A 24,301-nucleotide genomic window follows, 5' to 3' on the forward strand; every position below is an offset into this window, starting at 1 on the left:
GGTCGGCGGCTCATTTCAGCAGCTCCATCGAGTCCAGGTCGCGAACTTGGTGGGCGTATGCGGCGAACATGCCGGCGAACAGCGCATCGCCACGGTCGGATCGCTCGAGTTGGACGGCCATAGGTATCGAGAGCATGAAGCCGTAGAAGGCACACCAGCGATAGCTCGCCCACGCGTCGTCGAAGGAGAAGTCCGTGACACCGCCAGACACCAGCCCGTCCTGGTATCGCTGTAGCAGTTCACGCTCGTGCCCTCGCCGATCCTCCAGCGAAAGACAACCGCCCAGGTAGACGGCCACATCTATCAGCGGCGGACCCAGCTGGGCGGCCTGCCAATCGATCACAGCGGCCGGCTGGTCGGGCACCGTCGGGAAGAACACATTGTCCATGCGGTAGTCACCGTGAAGAACCGTCTTGCGCCCCTGATCCGTTCGCTCAGCCCATGAGTTGGCGTGGGGTGCCACCTGCTCGGCGAGAGCCACATCGCGAGAGTCGAGGCGGTCGCCGAAGCGCTCGAGAAAGCTTGGCAGCATCGGCTCGACGCCGGCGAAGAAGTTCTGCAGGCGTTGCGGCTTGGCCAGCCACGTCAGTGCGGCCAGGCTCGGGTCGGCCCACCTCGGCGCGTGCAGCGTCGTCACCGCGTCCAGCGCCTGCGCGGCTTGCTCCACGGTGCCGCCGGCGATCATATCTCCGGGCGCAGCGATCGAGCTGAGATCTTCCAGCAGCAGCGTGAAGCGCCCGGTCTCGGGCTCGATGTCAGCCTGGTAAACCAGCGGAACTCGGACGCCGACGGTAGGCGCTATCTGTTGGTAGAACCCCACTTCAACTTCGTAGAAGCCAAGGGTCACGCCGAGGCCTCGACTCCCGGCATCAGTTGATGGCAATTTCAACATGACGCAGGAAGGTGCGTCCGATTCCCTGCTGTCGTAGGCCAGATTCAAACGCGCGACCAGTCCCAGTTGACCGACATTCATGAGTTCGCTGGTCACTTCCGTGACCTCGCCCTGGTACAGCACGCCGGCAGCCTGCAGGGTGCCGGTGAGCCAGGCGGGCGTTGCCTGATCAATAGAATCAATGATGGCCGTGCGTCGGCGTTGCGCATCGACGGTTGACATTGGGTTGACCATGGTGGCAGCTCTCCCGGCTTCGGCGACGTGAGTTGATTGGCTTATTGAATCTATATTCAAGTAAAAAGTCTTGCACAAGATTCGGGGCGAATTTGGTGTCCTGATGCTTCGCGGCTCAGGTTGGACGATGCGAACCGTGGGCCCGGGTCCGGTCTTGCCGGGCTCCGATGACGCACGGCATTCCCGGTCACGTCTCGACCCTGCGGCCCCCAAGTAGGCTCCGAAAGTGGGTTGTGCTCTGGATCGCATTGAGCATACAGTGTGTATGGTGCATCAGAATCGTGGCGATGGCCACGGTGCCGACGGCCCTTGTTCGAGTGTTCGGGCAGGCACGCACTTGAGCGGGATTCATAGGGCAGCAAACCTTTCGGCCGCGACCGTGGGCCCGCGATAGCACTATTTAATATTGGTTAGATTTAGAGCGCTGAGCGAGTCTCGCTCTCGGACGATCGAAGGACTGGTGATGAAGGACGCTCTCCCGCCGCGCGAAGCCGACATTGTGGTTGTGGGATCGGGGCACAACGGGTTGGTCGCCGCGGCATATCTCGCGAAGGCCGGGCTGGATGTTCTCGTCGTTGAGGCGTCCCCGACCGCCGGCGGTATGACGTCGACGAATTCCTTCGCCCCAGAAGCGCCTGAGTACACGATCAACGAGGCGTCGATCCAGGCGTCGTTGTTCCGCACCACAACGATCGACCGCGATCTTGGGCTGTCCCGTTATTACGGTCTGCGGCAGACGGTTATCGACCCCGCACACTTTCAACTCTCGGCTGACGGCGCGTCGCTGGGGTTGTGGCGTGACCCCCGCAAGACCGCCGCAGAACTGGAGTACTTCTCGAAGAAGGACGCGCGCGCGCTACTCGAGCTCTACGAGGTAATCGACGCTGCCGTCGAAATCGGGCTGCCCATGATGCAGACCAACGTCCGTGAGCCGGAGATCAAGAACATCTTGAAATCGGCACGCGCGGTGCTGAAGAACCGGAAACAGCTCGCAGCGCTCGGCCGGTGGATGTCGAGCTCTCAAATGGAGGCGGTCGAGGAGAGCTTCGAGCACGACATGATCCGTGCACCGATGCTGAGCAGTCTCCCGTTCATGCCTTTCGACGCTGATATGTCTGGCTGGTCGCTGATCTACCTGGGGGTGCTGAGCAAGTACGGCGTGGCCATGTTCCACGGCGGCACCGGATCGCTGCCGAAAGCGCTGATCAGCGTGATCAAGGACAATCATGGTGACGTGATCACCAGCTCCCCTGTCGAAGAGCTGATCATCACCAACAACCGCTGCACCGGGGTACGTGTCAAGGGCGGGATTGAAATCCGCGCTCGGCGTGCCGTTCTCACCGCATGCAGTCCGAAGACGACGCTTACGCGGTTGCTCCCACGTGGCGTTCTGGAACCGAAGAAGCAGAACGCCGCCGACCACATCCCGACCCGCAAACGCGGTATCGCCGACGCAAAAGTCAACGTCGCGCTGTCCGGACGCATCGACATGTCCAAGCATGAAAAGTGGCGCGGCGACGGTATCGATATGCGGCAGGCGTGCAACTGCTACCACACGTACGAGCAAGCAGTCGAGGCCGCCCGCGCCTGCGTGCGGGGCAAGGTGCCGGAGGCCATCCCGGGCCTGGCCCAGGTGACGAACTCTTTCGATCCGTCGATGTCGCCTCCCGGTAAGGACCTCTGGTGGTTCTGGACCGGCCTCACCCCGTCTTATCCAGAGGACGGCTGGGACGTGGCCCGCAAGAAGATCACCGACAGCATCATCAAAGACGCCGACGAGTACTACAAAGGCGTCGAAGACCTGCAGGTGGCCGTGCGTCCCTTGGTGTTGCCCGACATCGAAGAGCGGTTCTGGGCGATCGACGGCTCGGTGTACCACGTGGACCCGACCATCAGTCGCTTCGGCCCCAACAAGCCGGTCGCCGGATTCGCCGGGTACAAGACACCGATCGAAGGTCTCTACCTGACCGGATCCGGCACCCACCCGGTCGCCGGTATCAGCGGCATGCCCGGCCAGAACGCTGCGCGAACCATGCTCAAGGATTTCCACCTGCAGAAGAAAGGTGAGCGCATCGCGGGCGTGTTGAAAGAGTTGATGAGCTCACGGAAGGCAGCAGACACCGACCCCTACTCGAGCGGTCAGAACGACCCCTTCCCGGTAGCCCGTTGATGTGAGGCGCCGTCCCGATCGCTGACGGGACGGCGCCGTCCAAGTGCAGCCGAACCTCAGACTCTGCGATGACGCGCGATTTGTGTTCGGGCTTGGCCGAATTCAGCGAAAGATGGCGCTCTAGCTACTTCGACCTGAAAAAGGCTTGATGGTGACTGCGGCTTGGGCGTGGTCGTGGTGTGGATGACCGGGTGGGGACGGGATTTGGCTATCCGGCGGCCAGGGCGCTGATCTTGACCAGGTTATGGGCGAAGACGCCGTGTCCGCACCAGGTGCGTGCTCCGGTGAGGGTGGTCAGTTCGGTGCGGTTCCATCCATAGCTGCGTTTGAGGTGATTGATCCGGCCCTCGCATCCGGTTCGCCATTTGATCTTGGCGCGGAACGCTTTTCGGTGTTCAAACTCCCGCCGGGCAGCTCCTGGTCTGCTGGCTCGTGGGATGGCCACACGGCGCACCCCGAGGTCGTGCAGATCGATCTCTACCGAGGTGTATCCATAGCCACGATCGGCTGTCACCGCAGTGGGCACACGCCCGATCCGCTCAGCGATGCGGGCGATCGCCGGCGCCAGCTGGGGCGCGTCGGCAGGGTTCCCGACGTGCACGGCATGGTCGAGGATGATCCCGTCGGCGTTGTCGATGACCTGAGCTTTGTAGCCGAACTCTACCGGTTTGCCGAGTCGGCCCTTGCGGATTGGGCGGGCATCGACGTCGTGGAAGCTGACGATGCGACTCATCGAATCCGGCATCACCCCAGCCAATCTGCTGCGGGTCTGGCGCACCACCTGCTCAGTGTGTGTCAGCAGGGTGGCCAGATCGTTGATCGCTCGATGCAGTCGCCCACGACTTCGGCCGGTCGCACGAGATAGACCACGGCGGGCGTTGCGCACCACGGCCTGGGCGTCGGTCATGGCGGCCTCGGCGACATCTGCCAGTTGGCCGGTGATCCGCAGCACCGCAGCCTGGCCCTCCTCGCGGGCCGCCGCACCACGTAGCCGCAACTTGGCCGCGATCGAACGGGCCCGCTGGCCTGCCGAACGGCTGCGATCCCGCACCCGGGTGCGGGTGGCCCCACCAGCGGCCTGTATCCGCGCCACCGTCGCGGCGATGCCGCCAACCGCTTTGGCCAACAGGCCTGAATCAGTCGGATAGGCCACCGCGGCCTCCACGACCGTGGTGTCGGCGCGGACCTTGTCGGTGCGGACCAGCTTCGCCGTAGCAGCCTTGGTCAACAACGCCTCATTGAGCCCAGCCACCGCGGCCTCCCCGCAGCGGCTGGTCAGCTTCATCAGCGTGGTCGGATGCGGCACTCGCGTGCCCAAAGGGATACGGCAGAACCGTTGCCAAGAAATGGAATCGCCCACTTCGCGACACAACGACTCGAAACCCAGCCGATAGCGGAACTTCAAGAACATCATCCGTAGATAGGTCTCCATCGGCACCGACGGACGCCGGATCATCCAGCAACACGTCCACCCGAGCCAACTCACCGGGCAACACCAGCAGCTCCGGAGGCAGGATTGCCTCCCATAGCGACAGTTGGTCGTTTACAGTTCTGAACACGATGGCCTCGATCCCTTCTTGCCCAAGGGTTCGAGGCCATCATCGCCTCAAACAAACACCAGATCAGGCACCGCCACACCCCGACTTTTTCAGGTCGAAGTAGCTAGTCGGCTGTGGGTCGACACGCGATGCGTCGTGCAGGATTTCCACGCGACCAGTCGTGCCGTCAACCCGGACTCGCATCCCGTCACGCAGCGTTGTGGTGCCGGTGCGGGTGCCGGCGACGCAGGGCAGCCCCAATTCCCGGCAGACGATGGCGGCGTGGCTCATCGCGCTGCCGACATCGGTGACCACGGCTTCGGCGAGCGCGAACAACGATGCCCAGCTGGGATCGGTCGCGCGGCACACCAGGATGGAGCCCTCGTCTATATCGGCGTCATCGAGATTACGAACGACGCGCACGATTCCTTCGGCGGTACCGGCGCTCACCCCTAGACCTTCCACGACGTCGGGCTGGTGCTCGGGTGCCGGCCCGGTGGCCGCGGCAGCGGCGGCGGCAATCTCGGGCACGCCACGCCATACGTGCGGAAGGTCGATCCGGTCGAACGTTGCGTGGTCGGATCGACGTTGACGGACGAGATCAGGCCAGTCGCCACGATCACCACGCACGATCTCGTCGATCGTCAGGAACATCACGTGCGCGGGATCGTCGAGCACACTCGCCTCGGCAAGATCCCGACCGACGACGCGTGATGCCGCGCGGGCGACGTCGACGGCTTGCAACATGCTGGCCCGCCCGGTTTCGCGCCACGTCGGCGCGTGCGCCGCGAATCGGATGAGTGCGCGTGCCGGGATCGATCGGATCGGGCCGAGCGCCTGCTCCAGCCGGCGGACTGCGGCCACATGCTCGCTCCGCCGTCGCAACACCAGGGCGTCAATGTCTTCACCGCCGCGACGGGAGCGGTAGGCGGCGGCCAGATCCGCGACGGGCCGGGGATTCTCCCGCCATACCGTCGATTCCACCAGCCCCTCGCGGGGGCCGTGGAAGCCGTGCCGGTGCAGGAAATCCTGGAGCGTGATCGTGTCGGCCGACAGGCTCCACAGATCACGGACCAAGTCGAACTCGGCAGTCCCCTCATCGCTCTTGATGAGTTCATGCTGCACTCCGTCGAGCCCGGCCTTGACGGCCAATGCCTCGACGCGGCCCATCAAGCCCTGACACGCCATCGAGAGCACCATGTGGGTGACCAGGATTTCCTCGAACCGCCGGCGCGCCTCGGCCAGTGCCTGCACGGCCGAATTGCCCACCAGCGCATCGGGTTCGAAGACGGTAGCCCGCCACCAGCGGGCTGTATTCTGCGCGCACGGTTCAAGCTCGCGCATCGCGCGACGCAGTGCGCGGGGAAACTTCGCCGCGACGAACGGATAGCGGCGCATCTTGCGTAGTCCACTGGGCTCGGGCTCGCCATCGCGCTCGACCGATCCGAACAACTGAGCTTCCATGGTTGCCGCAGAGCCTCCCGGCACACGCGCCGCCATCTGGCCTAAGAGATCCACGTTGGCGATGGCATGGCCGTAGGCCACGGAGAGGAAGCGACCGTCGACGTCGTCTGGGATCGGGCGCTGCGATTCCGGCAGCACACCGAGATCCACCCAGCAACCGCGCATGGTGGACTCGGTGGGCGGGAAGTACATGGACCAGGTCAGCGGGGTGATCGTGCCGGGCAGGCCTTCATCGACGTTGGCGGTGGTCCATCGCCGCTTGGCTCCCGGATGATGAACCGGGCTTGCGGCCAGTTCTTCCTCGGACAGGAATAGGGAGGAATCCGACTGATTCAGCGACATCCTTACCGCTCCTCAGTTGAGGGAAGCGCAGACGGTCGGTAGTCACGCTCGATGACGCCGTAACCGACTTGGCCGTCAGGCGCCACCACACGAACCGTGCTCTGCGTGACGACGAGAGGGTCGGGCTGGGTAACTACGTCGACTCCATTGATGTTCTCGTTGGGCTGTAGATACGTCAACGAATAGCCGTGCAACCACGTGGCTTTCAAAATCTCCGAGGAATGGTCCGCGCGCTGCAGGGTGATGTCCATCGAGCGTGGTTCGTGGGTCGCGACCGAATGCAAACCGGTGACTCGGACGTCGGCCCCCACCTCGCAGACACCGGCCTCCTGAGTGCAGAAGGTGCGATGGTCGACACTGCCGTCCTGACGCCAGTTCACCAGGCCGTTGACCACGCGACCACTCTCGGGGAACACCAACAACAGAAAGTGCAGCCCACCCAACTGCCCGACGTTCCGTGGCCCGCTGGAATGGTCCCGAATTGCGACGCCGTCGATGTCCCAACGCTGCGAGCCCGCGGTCAGCGAGCCCTTCGTTCGGAACCCCTGGTTGTGGTGGAAGGAGGCCCAGCTCAGGCGGTCGATCCCCAGCGCGCCGTGCAGGTCCCACACCGGGGCGGCGGCTTGTAGTTCCAGGTCGAAAGACAGCCGGCGCGCCGGTCCGGCGCCCACCGGGCCTGCCGCCATTGCGCTGAGGTCACAGATAGCCCCAGCCCCGTCAAAGACCAAGCGCCAGCTGCGCAACGGAGTAGTGCACGTGACTTTGAGGTTTCCCGTCGCCGGACCTCGATTGTCTGTTGCTCGCCCCCACGACCGATCGACCAGCAACTCACCATTGGGGAGCAACGCGATTACCTGAGCCCACCACAGATCGAGGTCGCCCGGCCACCTGCCGGTGTGTACGAATACACCGACATTCTCCCGGGGAGACCACGCGTGGAAGAACATCGTCTCGCTCCAGCCCGGTGCATCAGCTGGCGCTGTATGCAACAGGTCCATTTCGGGTTCGACATTGAAGGGATTGCTGCCAGTGAGTAACCGGTTTTTGGCGGTCACGTGATGGGACACATTCGCAAGATTATAATCTGGATTAAATTTGTACAACACCCTGTCAACTTGGGTGACCACGGCTTGACCAAAAAGTCCAGAGCCACGAGCACCGACGAAACAACCAGCAGATATCCCTCGAATATTCCGCGCAGAAGCACTGGGGCAGAACTTAACTTGATGAAGTGGATGCCGATCAGCCGCACTTTGAACATTGCCCGGCTAGGACCCGCTACAGCTATCGGCCGGCGTTGACCGGCGAGACCGTGCGGCGGCCCGTTCGTGGGTCGCCCAGGACTTAGCCCGGGCGACCCACGAAGGCGATCAGAACGCGGCCACGTCGCGCCGCGATGCCCGGCTCGCGCCGTTGGCGATCACTACGGTGGGGCCAACGATCAGTGCCTGATCCGTATCCTCGGGATCCGTCGCGATTCCGTCGGAGGGCTGAACGCCGCCTTCCTCGCACATCTTCTGCCACATGCTCATACGTGTCGCGCGGCGGGGTGTGATCTTGCCGTAGGCGAAAATCCGCCACAAGGTCCAGTTCGGTGCCGCCAGATCGTTCGGTCGCCCGACGAGGTGGTGCAGCACGAACATCCAGCCCACCATCATCGCCATCATGACCGTCGTCGCCACCCATCTGAGCACGACCGGCATCGTCGAGTTGCTGGCAAGAATGTGCACCCAGCCAACTCCGAAGTAATTGATCATCATGCCGGTCGGCGACGCGAGCAGCAGCAGCCACAGTTTGCGGGTCCCATCCAGACGCGGCACCGCGTAGGCGAAAATTGCGCCGATGGTGACGAACGAGCCTCCGTTGATGAAGCCCCACCAGTATGGGAAGTTCAGGAATGTGTACGGCTGCACTCCGTAGTAGGTGTAGACGCCCAAGTTGATGCCGATGGTCTCCATCAGCGCATCAGTGAAGATGCCCAGTCCAAGCAGCATCACGAAGTGCCGGGCGCGCGCGCCATTGCGGATGACGAAATAGCAGAAGTGGGCTTCAAGTCCGAGAAACGCCACGTAGCACAGTGGAATCAGGGCGGGTACGGTGATGCCGAAGTTGGTGAAAGCGGGCACCAGGTTCTTCGCCCAATGCAAATGACCCAGCATGTCGAGCATGGGCTCCAGCAGGGAACAGATCAGACCACTGGTCAACGCCAATAGCGGCACGTAGTTCTTCCTGCGCATCGAGGCCCCCCGCCCGAGGGCCGCCCTGATCGCCCAGGGCAGCGCGAAGAGGACCACCGCAGCGCCGGCTACGAAGAAGAAGATGATCTGGGACGTTGTGCTGCATTCGAAGTCACCCGGACTTGGCACGATATTGGGTGGCCACCCCTCGTGACCTACCAGCGGCCACGCGCTGACGCTGATCATCGAACTCATCCGAATCTGACCTTTCCGCCTATCCATCGGCAATCTGTGCAATAGCGAGAGACACCCCTGGGCGCCAGTGACGGCGCTGACAGCTCCCCGCAAGTGTGGACCGGCTCACACTAACACAATGTCCATACATCGTGTATACCCTCAATTGAAGTTAGTTTAAATCCGCCGTCCGGCACCGCTGAGATGGGCAAATCGGTAGTAAGGTGGCCGCGATGACCGAAACGACGAGGCGAACGCTCGGTCGACGAAGAGTCGCAGACACCGACAGCGCCTCAGCAGCCGAGAACATCCTGGCCGCCACCACGCGCCTACTCGCACGCCAATCGTTGACGGACATCAGCGTCGCGCAGATTCTCACTGAAGCAAAAGTATCGAGGGCGACCTTCTACTTTTACTTCGCCTCCAAGTTCTCCGTCGTCAGCGGTTTGCTCGAGCGCGCGATGGAAGACATCTTCCAGACAGTGCAGCCGTTTCTTGCTCGATCCCCCGAGGACTCCCCAACGGTTGCCCTGGAACGCAGCATTCGGGCCGTGACACACGCCTGGCACCGACACCGACCGGTATTCCAGGCGACCAACCATCACTGGCATGCCGAGCCCGAGCTGCGCGATCTGTGGCTGGGGATAGCCGAGCGATTCATCGCCGCCGGGGCGGCGGAGATCGAACGCGAACGCGCCGCCGGGATGATCACCTCGCCGATACCGAGCAGAATGCTTGCGGCAACCCTGTTCTGGGGCACCGAAAGAGTGCTGCACATCGCTGGGCTCGGTGTCGAGTCGAGCCTTCGAGACGAAGAGAGCGCGGTCGACGTTCTGGTGGCCATGTGGCGAGGCACTCTGTACGCGGTCTGAATGCCGCCCGCGACTGAAGCCCACGGTTGACTTTCGCGAGGTATATTCTAATTCCAGTTAAATTTTTGTTGTATCGACATTAGATCGAGGATGATCATGGCGCTGAAGAACAAACTGGACGCGGATGTCGTCGGTGAACACCTTGCCGCCTGGCTGCCGACCGTGTTAGATGCCTCCGGGCCGGTCAAGGTGTCGAACGTGATAATTCCCTCGGCGAGTGGAATGTCCAGTGAGACAGTATTATTCGAGGCCAGCTGGCGGCAGCACGGTGAGCTGGTGAGAGAGGGTTTAGTCCTTCGGATCCCCCCTCAGGACGGCGGATTGTTCGAGACATACGATCTGGGCCGTGAACTCAGAGTGATGTCACTGCTGTCGGCACACACCGATGCCCCGATTCCCCGGGTCCTGGCCCACGAGACCACCGGCGACGTTCTCGGTTCACCATTCGCATTGCTGGAGCGAGCGTATGGCGAAGTGCCTGGTGATGATCCGCCCTTTGTGACCGCGGGCTGGGTAGTCGACCTGACCGCCGAACAGCGCGCGACCATGTTCGACGAGGCTCTGAAGGTTATCGCGGACATCCAGCGGGCGGATCCCGTGACGCTCGGCCTGACCGAGCTACTGCACGCCGACCTCGGCGACACGGTCATAGAGCAAGAACTGCAGTACTGGCAACGCTTCTACAGCTGGGCCGCCGGCGACACACGCAGCCCGACCATCGATAAGGCCTTCGAGCTGCTGGCGGCCTCCCGACCGACACGGGACAACCCGCTGGTCGTCTCCTGGGGCGACGCCCGATTCGGAAACCTCATGTTCGGCCCCGACCAGAAGGTCACCGGTGTCTTCGACTGGGAAATGGCCACCCTCGGGCGCCCCGAAGTCGACCTGGGCTACTTCTTGTTCTTCGACCGTGTCTATTCGGCCGGGATCGGGCTGCCGCGCCTGGAGGGCTTTCCGGACCGTAGTGCCGCGATAACACGTTTCGAGCAGCTCACCGGCCGCACAATGCACGACCTCGACTGGTTCGAAGCGTGGGCTGCGCTGCGGGGCGCGATCCTGCTACTGCGCGTCGGCAAGCAGATGATCGAGCTGGGCCTGCTGCCCCCGGATGCGCCAATGCCGTTCAACAATCCGGCCTCGCAAGTCTTGGCCTCCCTGCTCGATCTGCCCGCACCGACCGGCGCCGTCGGGTGGATCACCGGGCACCGCTGACCAGTCCTCGGCCCCGTTGCCGGTCGTCCTGGTCGGCGCGGGTGCTCGATGGCTAGCCGTAGAACACTCGATCAGAACACTCGGTGCAGGATGCCTTGCTCGAAAAAACCCGCACCGGAACTGTTTTCGCTGTCGAGCGACATGAAGTCGTCATAGGTTCCAAAAGACGGGCCCTCGGAGTCTGCGCCCATTGGCACAAAGAATCCGGCCAGCCTCGACGAGACCGTCACCAGCCGGCTGCCACCCTCCGCGTCTCGCAGACGGGCCAACCGGAACTGCCCGGCAGCATCGCGCCCGAATGCGACGTCGACGATGGTGACCGATCGATTCGCGTTGATAAGGAACCCATCCGACCGTAGCGAGCCGTCTGCTCCCAGAAATTTCATGACGGTGACGAAGGTGTCGCCGATGACGGCCACCAGACCCGCATATTCGATCCACTGTGCGGACTCGTCGCGGAAACCCCATGTGCGGTCGCGCATTCCCTGCGCTCGCACCGGTGCCTCGACGCCGTCGAGCACCAGGGTGCCGTTGATCTCGCAGGCCTGCTGGAAGTGCTGCAGCGGCTTGCCGGGCACCAACTCGGGAACAACCCCACTCACCGCATAGTCGGCCGCGACGAACAGCGGAACATTGACCAAATCCGCCTGTAACCGCTCATGGCGCACTGCGATCTGGCCGTCGAGCCCGAATTGGATCGACGCGCTGTCAAAGCTGCCCGGTGGCAGATCTTCGATGATTTCCAGAACCTTGCCCTGCACGGACACGCTGCACCGGGCCCGCCGGGCGCCCGTTCCGTTGGGTGATGTGGAGACATGGAACGTGCCGAACACCTGGTTATGGGTGTCCCAGAAGGACAGGTAGGCGTTGTCTTTCCAGACCGGATCGTTGGGACCGGCGGCGTCGGCGTGGATGGGTTCGGCCAGTGGCCCCCATGCCTTGGTGATTTCGGCAGCGGTCATCAGGTGGTGACTCCTATTCGTTGCAGGATTTCAACGGTTCCGGCGGCACCGTCTATGCGGATCAGGTCGCCGGTCTGCAGAGTGGACGTACCGCGGGCGGTGTTCATGACGCATGGGATGCCGAGTTCGCGCGCGACCACCGCGGCGTGGCTCATCATGCCGCCGATATCGACGACGAGCCCACTGGCGAGAAACATCAGCGATACCCAGGACGGATCGGTGGTGCGCGCGATCAAGATGTCACCGTCGTTGATGTCGGCATCCGCGGGTTCGTCGACGACCACCGCGCGACCTTCGACGACGCCTCCGGACGCGCCCACACCGGCCAGGGTGGTCACATCCTCGGCCTCTCCGCCGGTCCGCACGACCGGTTGCGGCTGCCCCTTCCACGACGACGGGACCGCGACCTGACGGTACTCGTCTCGAAGCTTGCGGCGCTGAGCCACAATGGTTTTGACGTCGGGCGGCAGGCTGGCGGATAGTTCTTCTGCGGTGAGATAAAAAGCATCGTCACGGTCGCCGAGGACACCTTCAGCGACCAACTGGTCCCCGAGACGACGCGCACAGGCCCGCACCACGTCGAGGCTTTGCAGGTATGAAACTTTCCCGACACCGCGCAGCGGCAGAAATCGGCGGGCGAGTCGCAGGACCAGCCGAGACTTGAGCCGTTGCGCACCCCTGAACGACGCGTAGAAGCGGCTCTCGGCTGGCTTGCCCGCGCGGCGCTGCGCAGCGGGATCGCTGTCGGGCGCTGCCGTATCGTCCATCGCCCGGTATTGCGCGACCAGCTTGCGCACGGGTTCAGGGTTCTCCCGCCATGTCACGCTGGACAGCTCGCCCTCACCGGGACAGTGGTAGCCGTGCCAGGCCAGAAAGTCCGAGAGTTCGAGGCTGCCGCGCGAGACGCGCCACAGGTCGGCCAAAACCCGGGCCTCCTCGTGAGAGCCGTGGCCGCGCAACAGTTCAGTGGCATCCACGCCGGCCATGGCGGCCAGGTTGGTCAGTTGCTCGTGCAACGGCTGAATAGCGCAGGCGCTGACCACGGCCTGCACGGCGAGTGTTTGCTGGAAGCGGAGAATCGCCTCTGCCATCAACGATCGGAGCTGCTCGCCGGACGCCGAATCGATCATGCCGATCGCGCTGCGCCACCACGCGTCAGTTTCGGTGCGTAGCCGCTCGATTCGCCGCGCGATGCACAGCAGCGTCCGGGGATAGCGTACGGCGATCGACGGGAGTCGCCGGATAGACGGCCTGCTGACGAAATCATCGGGAACAAAGCCGAAGAAGTCCCGGGAAAGCGCTTCGCCTGACTGCCCAGGGATCAGATCACCCATCGCGCAGAGGAAATCCACCCGCACGGCCATCCGGCCATAGAAGGCACCAGTGATCCGGTGCTCGCCACGCTCTGGGATAGCCGCCTGATTGGCCGGTAGCACACCCATGGCCACGAACGGGGCACGCAGTCCGAGTTCGCTGGCCGGAACCCACACGCTGGCGCACAGCGGCGTCATCACACCCGGGACGGCCTCAGCCAGGTTGACCGAACTCCACGACGCATCTGGAGGCGAAACGGCATGTAGGGCAGACGCCGCCACAACGCCGGTCGCTTTCGCCACGCGAGCCTCCCGCTACTGAAGTATCAGAATTTTTTTATCCGGATTAGAAATATCATATGCGCTCGTCCCGCGGAGGCATAGTGCGAAACCGTTGATTGACGCGGGAAGTTCTTCCATACCCGTGACGACGCCCGCGCACTGCCCGCGTCCTCATTCTGCTCGGGGCCCTACGCAAAAGGCAAAGCGGGCCCGCCCAGCTGAACGCCGACCGCCAAGGCCGATCGAGGGTCAAATACCGCCGCGCGAAACCAGCTGACCTGCAATGACATTACGCTGAATTTCGTTGGTTCCCTCGCCGACAATCATCAGCGGCGCATCGCGGAAGTACCGCTCGACGTCGAACTCGGTCGAGTACCCGTAACCACCATGAATCCGGACGGCATTCAGCGCGATCTCCATTGCCGTCTCCGATGCGAAGAGCTTGGCCATGCCGGCCTCCATGTCGGTGCGCTCGCCGCTGTCATAACGGTCGGCCGCATAGAGAGTGAGCTGCCGGGCGGCGGTGAGCTTTGTCGCCATGTCGGCCAGATAATGGCCGATGGCTTGATGCTTCCAGATCGGCTGACCGAAGCTCTCCCGCTGCTGGGAGTAGGCGAGCGCGTCCTCAAGGGCGGCCGTGGCCACACCGAGCGCACGGGACGCGACTTGGATCCGGCCGGTCTCGAGGCCCTTCATCATCTGCGCGAAACCCTTGCCGGGCACCCCACCGAGGATCGCCGATTCGGCGACGCGGTAGCCGTCGAAGGACAGCTCGCAACTCTCCACCCCCTTGTAGCCCAGCTTGGGCAGATCGCGCGAGATCGTGAGTCCCGGGCCGGGTTCGACCAACAGGATAGAGATGCCGGTGTGTCGCGGCGTCGCCTTTGGATCGGTCTTGCACAGCAGAGCAATCAGACCCGATCGGCGCGCGTTGGAGATCCAGGTCTTAGCACCGGTGACCACAAAGTCGTCACCGTCACGGACCGCGGTGGTCGTCATGCTCTGCAGATCTGATCCGCCGCCGGGCTCGGTGAGCGCCATGGTCGCACGCATATCGCCGGATGCCATCGCCGGGAGATAGGCTCGCTTCTGCTCCTCGGTCCCGAAAAGTGTCAGCAATTTGGCCACCACGGTGTGCCCACCCATGGCCCCCGCCAGGCTCATCCAACCGCGCGCCAATTCCTGCGTCACCAGCACATAACATGCCATCGACACCGGAGAGCCGCCGTATTCTTCGGGGATCGCCAGTCCGTATATCCCGATCTGTTTCATCTGTTCGATCCACTTCTCGGGGTACTCGTTGTCGTGCTCGACCTCGCGAACTGTCGGCTTGACCTCCCGATCGATGAACCCGCGCACGGTCTCGACGAGCAGGGTCTCTTCATCGGTCAATACAGTGCTCACGCCATCACCTCTCGCGCCAGATTTTATTCTAGATTAAACGAGGGTCCGAGCACTTGATGCATGCCCACCCTTCTTTCGATCGGCCGGAGATGACGCGGGCCAAACGGTGATCGATGGCCGAGCCGACTACCCGACGCGTTTAGCTGGCGTGCCCGGCGCGTGCCTCATCCTCACGGGTGAGACCCGAGGCCTCGATGAATTCCTGATGAAGTTCGAACCATACGGTGTGGTAGGAGTCGGCGATCGGCCTGGCCAGCCAACTGGTATCGCCGGCTTTGACCTTCGCCAAGGCCGACTCGAGTTTGTCGGCGTACGCCTTCAGCCGATTCAGATATGTTGCAGCAGAATCGATGACCGGCCGCACCATTCGATGGACGTCATCGAGACGAGCAATCACGGCTGCGTCGTAGTCGAGGTCGTCGTGGGCGTTCGGTTGACCGTCCTTGATCTGCCAGTCCGTTATGAGAGCTTTGAACTCGTTGTTGGCGTCACGGAAACTGTCGTAGATGCCGGCCAGTACATCTTGGTCGACGCCCGACCGCTCCTCAGCCAGAAGAGCGTTAAGCCGCTCGCGTCCCTCAGGACTGAGCCGGACAGTCTTTCCCTCGACGACGAGACCCTCTGAAATCAGTTGCGCCAGAGTCGATGCGACCGCTGCAGGATCTTCACCGACGGTGGCCATCAAATCCGGCTCACGCACCCGACCCTTGAGGCGGATCGCTTGCAGGACGGTTAAATCAGACATCGGTCAGTACCTTTGTGTTGTTGTCGAGTTGGTGCGCAACCAACATGGTGATGAGCGGGTGCGGGGAAACGACGTCGGTGAGGCCGGCAGCAAGCGCGTTGGCCACCGCTGATGGAGACGAATCGGTAAGCACCGGGTGATCGCCCACTGCATGGCCGCGAAGCGGGCTGACACGGCGCGCGATTTCGGCTAGCTCAGCAAGGTCCGGGGAATCAGTCTCGGACCACGCGGTGAGTTCCAGGATCCCCTCGCGCACCTCACCCTCGGCCCCATCAACCGTTATCAGCTTGCCCTCGAGCTCCGCGACGACCCCGTCTCCGCATCCGACGACGGCCGGTCTGCCTATCTCGCGGCTCACCACCGCGGCGTGCGATGTTGCGCCACCCGTCTCCGTGACGATTCCCCGCGCAGCCAGCATGCCCTGGACGTCGTCGGGGCTGGTTGCTGCACGCACCAGGATCACATCTTCCCCCTCCTCGGCGGCATCGATTGCCTCATCGACGTCGGAATAGGCTTTGCCCGATACCACGCCTGGGCACGCCGGCAGTCCGCGTGCTAATAGTGGTGCGGCTAACCGGGTTTCAGGGCGAAGCGCCGGTGAGAGCAGCGTCTCGATCTGGCCCGGTGTCACACGGCGCAGTGCCTCCGCATCGTCGATCAGCTCTTCGTGGCGCAACCGCAGCGCCAGCCGTAGCGCAGCCTGAGCGGACCGCTTGGCCGCCCGAGTCTGCAGCAGCCACAGTTTGCCCTCCTCCACGGTGAATTCGATGTCCTGGACGTCTGCGGCGAGCCGCTCCAGGGTCTGCGCCGCGCTCATGAGTTGGCCGTAGACAGCGGGCTGCTCATCCCGCAACGCCGCGATAGGTTCGACATCGACGTTGCCTGAGACCACGTCCTCACCTTGGCCGTTGGCAAGCCACTCACCGAATGGTTCGTCGGCTCCGGTGACAGGATTGCGCGAGAACAGCACCCCGGTACCTGAATCGCGCGCGAGATTGCCAAACACCATGGCTTGCACGACAACTGCCGTTCCTGCGTCGGCATCCAAGCCATGGTGTCTTCGGTACGCGACGGCCCGCGGGCTGTTCCATGAGGCAAAGACGGCTTCGACCGCTCCCCGGAGTTGCTTCCACGGATCCGCCGGTACCTCGACCTCTGGGTTTCCTCCCAACACGATGCGCCGGTACATCTCGTTGAAGCGCTGGCGAGTGTCGCGGGCGAATTCAGCGGAAGCGGCGAGTGCCAGTGCCTTCTCGACGTCATCATTGATCCCAAGGTCGAGCACGGTGTCCATCATCCCGGGCATCGATAGAGCGGCTCCGCTGCGCACGCTGACCAACATCGGCCGTGGGCCGCGACCAAAGGTGCGGGATGTCTGATTCTCCAGCCCCCGTACGTGCTCGCATACTTCGGGCCACAGCCGGTCGATGCACTGAGTGCGATCGGCGAAAAACTCCGCGCAAACGTTGGTCGTGATGCAAAATGCCGGCGGCACCGGCAACCCCTGCCGTCGCATCGAGTCGATGCCGTACCCCTTGTTTCCAAGCACCTCACGGCCAAGGCCGGCCCGGCCGTCCAGAGCGACGACCGAGGGACTCGCTCCCTCGCCTATTTTTGACATGAGATTAGATTCTAGATGAGTGTCGGAGATTTTGACACAAGATTAGATTTCCAGCGAAGTTCAGGCCACAGTGCATGACTCGGCCACGGGAGCCGGGCTGATCGCCTGATATCGGCAAATCTCGGTGACGACCAAAACCGTTCGACCAGCATCATGAATCATGATGCGCTCCACGCTCGCGAGTGATCGCGTACCGCTCCGGTCTCGCGGGGGTTCAAGCCACGCTGTATGTCCTCGCCGAGCCTCTTCGGGCCATCGAATTCGGCGCTCCGCTCGTTGCTGCTGCTAGCAAGAAGAGGGCGGCATTGCCGTAGGGTTCTCGCCGATGCTTGGTGCTTGGTGGCCGGAAAAGGCGGCGAAACCTACAACTTGTGTTGAATACTATTGAACCGTGCCTAGAAACCCGTCTTCTACGAAGGCCGACGCTGACAGCACGAACACGAAGTCGCAACGCACGCGGGCGCGAATTCTCGACGCAGCCGCCCGTGTGCTCAGCGTCAAAGGTTTCGCCGGGACGCGGCTGACAGATGTAGCGGATGACGCCGAGATACAGGCACCGGCGATCTATTACTACTTCCCGTCCAGGGAGGACCTGATCGAGGAGGTGATGTATTGCGGGATCCACGATATGCGCACGCACCTCCAGAAGACGCTGGACGCACTGCCGGCCGGCATGGCGCCCATGGATCGGATCATGGTCGCGGTCGAAGCTCACCTGCGGCACGCGCTCGAACTCTCCGACTACACCACCGCGTCGATCCGGAACTCAGGACAGATCCCCAGCCGGCTGAGCAAGCGGCAGAAAAAGGAGGAGGCCGCCTACGGCCGGATCTGGCAGGGTCTGTTCGCCGACGCCGTCGCAGAGGGTGAAGTCAATCCCGAGTTGGATCCGCAGTTGGCCCGATCCTTGGTGATGGGAGCTATGAACTGGACTGCGGAATGGTGGGACCCCCGCCGCGGATCCGTCGACGCCATTGTGGCCAACGCGCAACTTTTGGTCCGAAGTGGTCTCACCTCGGCGACTAAGGCATCCGTACCGGCAACCCAACGCGCTGCCAAGCGTGCGGCGACATCGGCACGACCGACCGGCGCCCGCGCTCGCTCCCGCGCCCGTCGGCCATCTGAGTGACGCTGCCCGACGAGACCGCTCACGTGGCACTTCCACCCCAGCCGTATCGCGCGACCGGCCTAATCCAGTCCGGGTGAAGGGATTCGACGGACTGCCGCCCCTCGACCACCGCCACCTCCAACCGGCGCGGTGAGCTTGCGTCCCCGATCACCCGCACTATGGGGCAAATTCCGACTAGTTCCTGCTGCAAGGCCCGATCGGGTGTCCCTCCGCTCATCAAGACCACATCGTCGAAAGCAAGTCGTTGCACCCGGTGCGGCGCCTCGAAACAGGCCACCTCCGCAGAACCGGGTGACAGTCGGTGGATGACCGTTCGCGGGAAAAACGTGAAGTCACCCTTCAGAAGCTTCGCTAGAAGTGGGCTACCAACCATTTCCCACCGCATTTCCAGGTTCGCCGCTACCAGCGAATAACGGCTGACCATGAGGACGCGGCGGCCGCTGTCGACGAGCTGTTGTGCGACGTCAGTGCTCTCGTAATGGCCGATCTCGTCGAGCATCAACACCGTGTGCCCGAGACTGGCTCCGCGCAGCACGTCCCAACCGGTGTGGACGCTGACCGTGCTGATCCCGGGAAGCGGCAGGCGCGGCTGCAAAGTCTGGAATCCGTCCCGGCGGGGCTTGACGCCGGTAGCGACGATCACGGCGTCCGGTGCCATTCGCCGCACCGTCTGGACGTCAGCGGGAGTCCGCAGCCGCACATCGATGGCATGCAAGCGCATCTGGTGCTCGTAGAAATCGAGCAACCTTGCGATCTCCGGCCGGGTGGGCGGCACCAGCCGGAGCTGTCCCCCCAGTGCGTCGTCCGTCTCCAACAGAGTCACGCGGTGACCGGCGATAGCGGCGCTGCGGGCCGCTTCCATGCCGGCCGGGCCACCGCCGATCACAACTACCTTCAGGCCTGGCGCGTGCCGGACGATGGTGCCGTCATCGTGGGTCAGCTCTCGACCAGCAGCGGGGTTGACCGTGCACATGGCGCGACCGCGGGTGTTCAGCCCGCCCGCACAGCTCTGCAAGCACGCGATACACGGGCGTATCTCGGCGCCGCGACCGCTTACCGTCTTGGTTATGAGCTCGGGTTCGGCGAGGGTGGCGCGAACCATGGCGACGAGATCTCCGACGCCGGAAGCCACTATCTGATCGGCCTGTTGCAAAGTGGCGATGCGACCGGCGACGATCGTGGGCAGCGTTGTCACGCGGGTCATTTGTTCGCTGACCGGCAGCATGTATCCGGGTGGTTGATGCGCGCCGCCGATCAGCAGGTCGCGCGCGTAATGCGATCCCAGCGACACGTCCCAGAAATCGACCAAAGACTCACGCTCCAGCATCGAGATGAGCGTGCTGAGGTGCGACGGCGTCGTTTGGTCCTCCGGACCGTCGGGAGATATCCGCAGTCCGACGGGATAGTCCCGTCCGGCCGCGGTACGGACCGCGCGGAGAACCTCCACCAGATATCGGCACCGATTTTCCAACGACCCGCCATAGTCGTCATCGCGCAGATTGGTCGCCGGGGAGAGAAAGCTCGAGAAGAGGTAGCCATGTCCGGCGTGTAGTTCGATGCCGTCAATCCCCCCTTCGCGCGCGCGCAGCGCGGATGCGACGAAGGCTTCGGTCAACTCGTCCATCATCATGCGGGTCATCGGCACAGGCAGCATCCCGAGGCCTGGATCGGGAACGTGCGACGCGGCCCACGGCGCTGAGCTGTCCCGGGTCAGCTGGGTCGGACCGCCATGCCAGATCTGCTGAAACAGCTTCATGCCCTCGGCATGCACGGCGGTGGTGAGCTTTGTCAGACCCGGCAGGACGCGGTCGCTGGTCAAATCGAGCATGGCCGGCGAACTCCAGTGGACCTGCGCGACATCGGCGAATGCGAGCGCTACCCCACCGCGGGCCCGAGCCAGCAAGAACGCGATCATGTCGTCGCTCACCAACTGGTTGACCGCCAGCCCGCTGCCCTGGGAGGTGCGGACCACCCGATTGCGCAGCAATACGGGACCGATGTGTGTCGAGCTCAGCACATGCTCGTAGCCGCTCATCGCGGGACCGGAGTGAAGACCACCTCTAGCTTCGCGGGACCACGAGTATTGCCGCCTCCCCGCCATTCAATATCGGCCGGGCCGCCCTCGCCGGACAGCCGGTAGTCGGGAATGGTCGCGAGGATCTCCTCGAGGACGATCAACATCTCCGTCACCGCGAGGTGCTCGCCGAGACACCTGTGACGCCCGGACCCGAACGTGAGGTGGGGGTTCGGCGTCCGATCGATGTTGAAGGAGAACGGTTCGCTGAATTTTGCCGGGTCGCGGTTGGCCGCACCGAAATTGAGCATCACTTTGTCACCGCGGTGTAGCCGTGCGCCCGCTCGATCGTGGTCGTCGACGACGGTGCGGGCCATGTGGATGATCGGCGGGTCGATGCGCAACGACTCGTGCACCGTCGCTTTCATCAGGGTGGCGTCGCTGAGCAGGCGGTCCTTGAGACCGGGCTCGGCGGCAACCCGGAATAACATGCTTCCGATGCCGTGGACGGTCGTCTCGTGTCCGGCCAATACCGTCAGTTGCACCATGCCAAGGGCGATTTGGGGCGGGATCTCTGCACCGTCGATGCGGGCATTCACAAGTTTGCTGAGTGTGTCATCGGTCGGGTTGGCACGCCTGCTGCGGATCAGTTCTTCGAGCCAATCTTCCAGCTCCTTGGCCGCCGCTCGTTTCGCCTCGATGCCCACCTTCGCCGTCGACAGGAAATTTCCGGTCAGGCGGCGCGCCACCGACCAATCCTCGCACGGAAGGCCCAGCGCGAGGCCGATCGCCAGCGACGGCACGATCTCTGCCACAGATTGTACGAGATCGGTATGCCCATCGGCCGAGAACGCCGCGATGCAGTCCCGAACTATCTCGCGTAACTGCGGCTCCATAGCCGCGACGGCGGGGGCGGTGAAAAACGGCATGACCAGTTTGCGGTACGGGGTGTGCTCCGGCGGGTCGAGTTCCGCTGGGACGACCGGCATCGATGCACCCGTTGGCGGGATCATGATGCCTGCCGTAGTGGTGTAGCGCTCGTGGTCGCGCGCCACCTCGAGCACATCGTCGTAGGTGGCGAGCAGCCAGAAGCCGCCATATTGATCACTCCACCCGACCGGACAGGTCTGCCGAATCGCCGCGAGGCTTTCATGCAAGTGGGACTGCACGGTTGGGTCGGCGAAGTCGTAGTCGATCGCTGGGCAGCGAACGCTCCCCGGGGCATCGGTGGTCATCGGGGACTCCTCACCGCGAGTCGTTCCATGGGGCAGCGCGGAAGCCGACCGAGGCAGATGCCACATTCGCCGCGCTGCGCCCTTGCGGATGTGCGGCCGCCGCAGGGCATTGCGATTCGAGCTACCGCTAATCTAACGTCGTTAGGTGCGGACCGCAAGCAATCCCTGGACAGAATGGAGCGTCTGATGCATGTGCTGCTGTTAGGGGCAACCGGCAAGGTCGGCGCACCGATCCGCGATGAATTGCGGGAGCGCGGCCACGAGGTGACCGCGGTGGTGCGCGATGGATCGCGACTGCCCCCGGCCGACGCGTCCCTACATCACCAGATCGGAGACGTCTTCGACGGCGCATTCCTCGACAACGCTGCGCAGGGCACCGAAGTCGTGCTCTGCTCGGTGGCGCTGCGTGACGAGGCCCAGCGTGATCGGACACCCGTGACGCTGATACGTCGTGCCGCCCACGCCGCCGGCCGCGCGGGCGCCCGCCTGATTGCGCTCGGCGGTGCGGGCAGCCTCCGAACGGCCTCAGGTGTCGACGTGGTAGACACGCCAAGCTTTCCCGAAGTGGCCAAGCGAGAGTCACTGGGATTCCGTGCCGCGCTGCATGATCTGATCGACGACGCCCCCGAGGACCTCGTGTGGACCATGGTCTCGCCGCCCCTCGCTATCGAGTTCGACGGGCCACGCACGGCCAGCTACCGGACCGCCTACGACGATCTCATCGTCGACGAGGCCGGCGCCTCGCGCATCTCCGCCGCCGACCTCGCCGTCGCCGTGGTGGACGAGGTGGAGAAGTCCCAATATCCGCGCCGACGATTCACCGTTGGATATTGACGGTCCGCGGCCAATACCAATCGTTGCTTGATTAGGGTGGGCGTACGTCGATAAGCTGCACGGATGACAGTCCGGCACGGGGACCTTCGACTCGAGCGCCACGGCAACGTCGCAGAGATCATCTGGGCAGCGCCCAAGCTGAACTTGTTCACCCCACACGTGGCCGAGGCGTTCGAGGCGATCCTCGGCCAGCTGCCCAGCGGCATCCGGGCTCTGTTGCTGCGCGCCGAGGGCAATGTTTTCTGCGCAGGGGTTCGGGTCCAGGAATTCACCGTCATGGACGACCGGGCCGGCACGGATTTCAGCAGGCGCCTACTCACGTTGGTCCGCCGGATCGAGCAACTGCCCATACCGACGGTGGCGGTCGTCCACGCGCTCAACCTCACGATCGGTCTGGAACTGGCGTTGGCATGCGACTTCATCTGGTCGGCCGAGAACGTCGGGATGGGCCTGGTCGAGGCCACCGTTGGCATCACGCCGGCGGCGGGCGGCACCCAACGCCTGGTCGCGCGCGCCGGCGTGGCACGAGCCACCGAGATGGTCTACACCGGACGGACCTACGACGCGTCGCGATTGCGCGAGTGGGGTGTCGTCGACAAGGTCCTGCCATCCGACCAGCTCCTCACCCAGGCCCGCGCCTTCGCCGATGAATTGGCCACGGGCCCCACCGTCGCGACAGCGATTGCGAAACAGATCATCGCCGTGGCCCGCGATCGCGGCGTGGCCGCCGCCGACGACATCACCCCGGACCTGGCCGGACCGGTTCTCATCAGCGAGGACGCGGCGATCGGGCTAGAGACCATGCTGTCGCAAGGGCCGGGCGCCAAACCCGCATTCGTTGGTCGGTGACGCTAGGCGCGCTTACCGAGCTCGGCGGCAGGCAACCACCGTGCCTGACGTTCCTTCACCGCCGTGTCGATCGCGTCCAGAATGCTGTTGGTGACCAGGTCGTAGATCTCGTCGAAGGACAGTCCACGTTCCGACAATGCTTTGGCCAACGCCGGATATTGATCGGCGTCGATGTCGTGCCGACTCTCGGGCGTGTATCCCTGCGTTTCGTGCAAGGCGCTGCCGATGGCGAAGAGCTCGAGAGCATCGAGCAAGGGCATCACCGCCGCGCCCGGAACGCCCTCCTCAACCAACCGCTGCGCCGAAGTATCAAGCATGCGGGCTCCCATTCCGAGCGAGCGTTTGCCGACGATCAGCGGGACCAACGCGGGGTGCTTGAGTAGCGCGGCACGCAACTTTCGGGCATTTTCGGGCAGCCAATGCCGCCAGTGGTCGTCAGATTCCTCCGGAGCGCGAACATCAGACAGCGCGAATTCCGCTGCGCCGATGAGGATTTCATCTTTGTTGTCGAAGTGGTGATACAGGGAAGCTCCGTTGACTCCGAGGGCGTCGGCTAACCTACGGATGCTGAGCCCTTCGAGTCCATCTTCGTCGATGATGGCCAGGGCCGTCTCCAAGACTTTCCGCCGCGAGATCAGCGCCACCTTCGGTCGAGCCATGAGTGCTCCTCCCACGATGTTGCTGACAGCTTAACCAAACGCCGTACCCGCTGCTGAGCACCGCAACGGCGGTGTCATCACGATGGCTCTCGCGCTAAGGAGCGGTCCGCGTTGTCGCG

At 63.6% G+C, this 24,301-nt stretch carries 18 protein-coding genes and 1 pseudogene; 6 read left to right on the forward strand and 13 right to left on the reverse strand.

Features of this window, described 5'->3' with window-relative positions:
* Positions 1 to 10 precede the first annotated feature (10 nt).
* Entirely contained in the window at positions 11 to 1,114 is a 1,104-nt protein-coding gene (locus QGN31_RS25135; RefSeq protein WP_233425315.1) for a phosphotransferase family protein, read from the reverse strand.
* A 475-nt stretch (positions 1,115 to 1,589) separates the two neighbouring features.
* Between QGN31_RS25135 and QGN31_RS25140 the strand changes: the two genes are divergently transcribed.
* Positions 1,590 to 3,296, forward strand: a complete 1,707-nt coding sequence (locus QGN31_RS25140) for a phytoene desaturase family protein (protein ID WP_014941091.1) — start codon at positions 1,590 to 1,592, stop codon at positions 3,294 to 3,296.
* A gap of 208 nt (positions 3,297 to 3,504) precedes the next feature.
* On the opposite strand, the pseudogene QGN31_RS25145 reads toward QGN31_RS25140, so the two are convergent.
* From QGN31_RS25145 to QGN31_RS25160, 4 genes and pseudogenes are all read right to left on the reverse strand, one after another.
* Positions 3,505 to 4,855 (reverse strand): annotated as a pseudogene (locus QGN31_RS25145) (ISNCY family transposase).
* Between the two features lie 63 nt (positions 4,856 to 4,918).
* The gene (locus tag QGN31_RS25150) at positions 4,919 to 6,640 is read right to left on the reverse strand and encodes a PEP-utilizing enzyme (RefSeq protein ID WP_014941089.1); all 1,722 of its coding nucleotides are present in this window, start codon (positions 6,638 to 6,640) and stop codon (positions 4,919 to 4,921) included.
* 2 nt (positions 6,641 to 6,642) lie between these two features.
* A complete protein-coding gene (locus QGN31_RS25155; RefSeq protein WP_233425314.1) occupies positions 6,643 to 7,326 on the reverse strand; it encodes a hypothetical protein in 684 nt (227 codons plus the stop codon).
* Between the two features lie 684 nt (positions 7,327 to 8,010).
* Positions 8,011 to 9,072, reverse strand: coding sequence for a hypothetical protein (locus tag QGN31_RS25160; protein WP_014941087.1), 1,062 nt, complete (start codon positions 9,070 to 9,072; stop codon positions 8,011 to 8,013).
* 212 nt (positions 9,073 to 9,284) lie between these two features.
* Between QGN31_RS25160 and QGN31_RS25165 the strand changes: the two genes are divergently transcribed.
* Positions 9,285 to 9,923 carry a TetR/AcrR family transcriptional regulator gene (locus QGN31_RS25165; RefSeq protein ID WP_176218134.1) on the forward strand — a complete coding sequence of 213 codons (639 nt, stop codon included), beginning with the start codon at positions 9,285 to 9,287 and terminating at the stop codon, positions 9,921 to 9,923.
* Between the two features lie 96 nt (positions 9,924 to 10,019).
* Positions 10,020 to 11,135 (forward strand): phosphotransferase family protein, encoded by a 1,116-nt coding sequence (locus QGN31_RS25170; RefSeq protein ID WP_043955562.1) that lies wholly within the window; start codon positions 10,020 to 10,022, stop codon positions 11,133 to 11,135.
* A gap of 71 nt (positions 11,136 to 11,206) precedes the next feature.
* Here QGN31_RS25170 and QGN31_RS25175 read toward each other — a convergent pair whose 3' ends face one another.
* The 5 genes from QGN31_RS25175 to QGN31_RS25195 all read right to left on the reverse strand — a co-directional run bounded on the left by QGN31_RS25175 (position 11,207) and on the right by QGN31_RS25195 (position 17,462).
* Positions 11,207 to 12,097 carry a hypothetical protein gene (locus tag QGN31_RS25175; protein WP_014941084.1) on the reverse strand — a complete coding sequence of 297 codons (891 nt, stop codon included), beginning with the start codon at positions 12,095 to 12,097 and terminating at the stop codon, positions 11,207 to 11,209.
* A complete protein-coding gene (locus QGN31_RS25180; protein ID WP_043954282.1) occupies positions 12,097 to 13,608 on the reverse strand; it encodes a PEP-utilizing enzyme in 1,512 nt (503 codons plus the stop codon). Before QGN31_RS25180 ends, QGN31_RS25175 begins: the two co-directional genes overlap by 1 nt.
* Before the next feature lie 333 nt (positions 13,609 to 13,941).
* A complete protein-coding gene (locus QGN31_RS25185) occupies positions 13,942 to 15,096 on the reverse strand; it encodes an acyl-CoA dehydrogenase family protein (RefSeq protein ID WP_014941082.1) in 1,155 nt (384 codons plus the stop codon).
* Positions 15,097 to 15,235: 139 nt separating this feature from the next.
* Positions 15,236 to 15,841, reverse strand: coding sequence for a hypothetical protein (locus QGN31_RS25190; RefSeq protein ID WP_043954281.1), 606 nt, complete (start codon positions 15,839 to 15,841; stop codon positions 15,236 to 15,238).
* Entirely contained in the window at positions 15,834 to 17,462 is a 1,629-nt protein-coding gene (locus tag QGN31_RS25195; RefSeq protein WP_043954279.1) for a pyruvate, phosphate dikinase, read from the reverse strand. The genes QGN31_RS25190 and QGN31_RS25195 overlap by 8 nt, the downstream gene beginning before the upstream one ends.
* A gap of 487 nt (positions 17,463 to 17,949) precedes the next feature.
* Here QGN31_RS25195 and QGN31_RS25200 point away from each other — a divergent pair, with 487 nt between their 5' ends.
* Positions 17,950 to 18,591 carry a TetR/AcrR family transcriptional regulator gene (locus QGN31_RS25200; RefSeq protein ID WP_014941078.1) on the forward strand — a complete coding sequence of 214 codons (642 nt, stop codon included), beginning with the start codon at positions 17,950 to 17,952 and terminating at the stop codon, positions 18,589 to 18,591.
* A gap of 19 nt (positions 18,592 to 18,610) precedes the next feature.
* Here the strand turns inward: QGN31_RS25200 and QGN31_RS25205 are convergent, their stop codons facing one another.
* Together QGN31_RS25205 and QGN31_RS25210 are read right to left on the reverse strand one after the other, a co-directional pair.
* Positions 18,611 to 20,626: an oxidoreductase gene (locus QGN31_RS25205; RefSeq protein ID WP_014941077.1), complete on the reverse strand. Its 2,016-nt coding sequence runs from the start codon at positions 20,624 to 20,626 to the stop codon at positions 18,611 to 18,613.
* Positions 20,623 to 21,840: a cytochrome P450 gene (locus tag QGN31_RS25210; protein WP_014941076.1), complete on the reverse strand. Its 1,218-nt coding sequence runs from the start codon at positions 21,838 to 21,840 to the stop codon at positions 20,623 to 20,625. The genes QGN31_RS25205 and QGN31_RS25210 overlap by 4 nt, the downstream gene beginning before the upstream one ends.
* A gap of 186 nt (positions 21,841 to 22,026) precedes the next feature.
* Here QGN31_RS25210 and QGN31_RS25215 point away from each other — a divergent pair, with 186 nt between their 5' ends.
* A complete protein-coding gene (locus QGN31_RS25215) occupies positions 22,027 to 22,674 on the forward strand; it encodes an NAD(P)-dependent oxidoreductase (protein WP_233425312.1) in 648 nt (215 codons plus the stop codon).
* Between the two features lie 63 nt (positions 22,675 to 22,737).
* On the forward strand, positions 22,738 to 23,523 hold the full coding sequence (locus QGN31_RS25220; RefSeq protein WP_014941074.1) for an enoyl-CoA hydratase/isomerase family protein: 786 nt from the start codon (positions 22,738 to 22,740) through the stop codon (positions 23,521 to 23,523).
* A 2-nt stretch (positions 23,524 to 23,525) separates the two neighbouring features.
* Here QGN31_RS25220 and QGN31_RS25225 read toward each other — a convergent pair whose 3' ends face one another.
* Positions 23,526 to 24,167 carry a TetR family transcriptional regulator gene (locus QGN31_RS25225; RefSeq protein ID WP_014941073.1) on the reverse strand — a complete coding sequence of 214 codons (642 nt, stop codon included), beginning with the start codon at positions 24,165 to 24,167 and terminating at the stop codon, positions 23,526 to 23,528.
* Positions 24,168 to 24,301 lie beyond the last annotated feature (134 nt).

The sequence above is a fragment of the Mycobacterium sp. 2-64 genome (assembly GCF_035918375.1).
Lineage (GTDB): Bacteria > Actinomycetota > Actinomycetes > Mycobacteriales > Mycobacteriaceae > Mycobacterium > Mycobacterium intracellulare.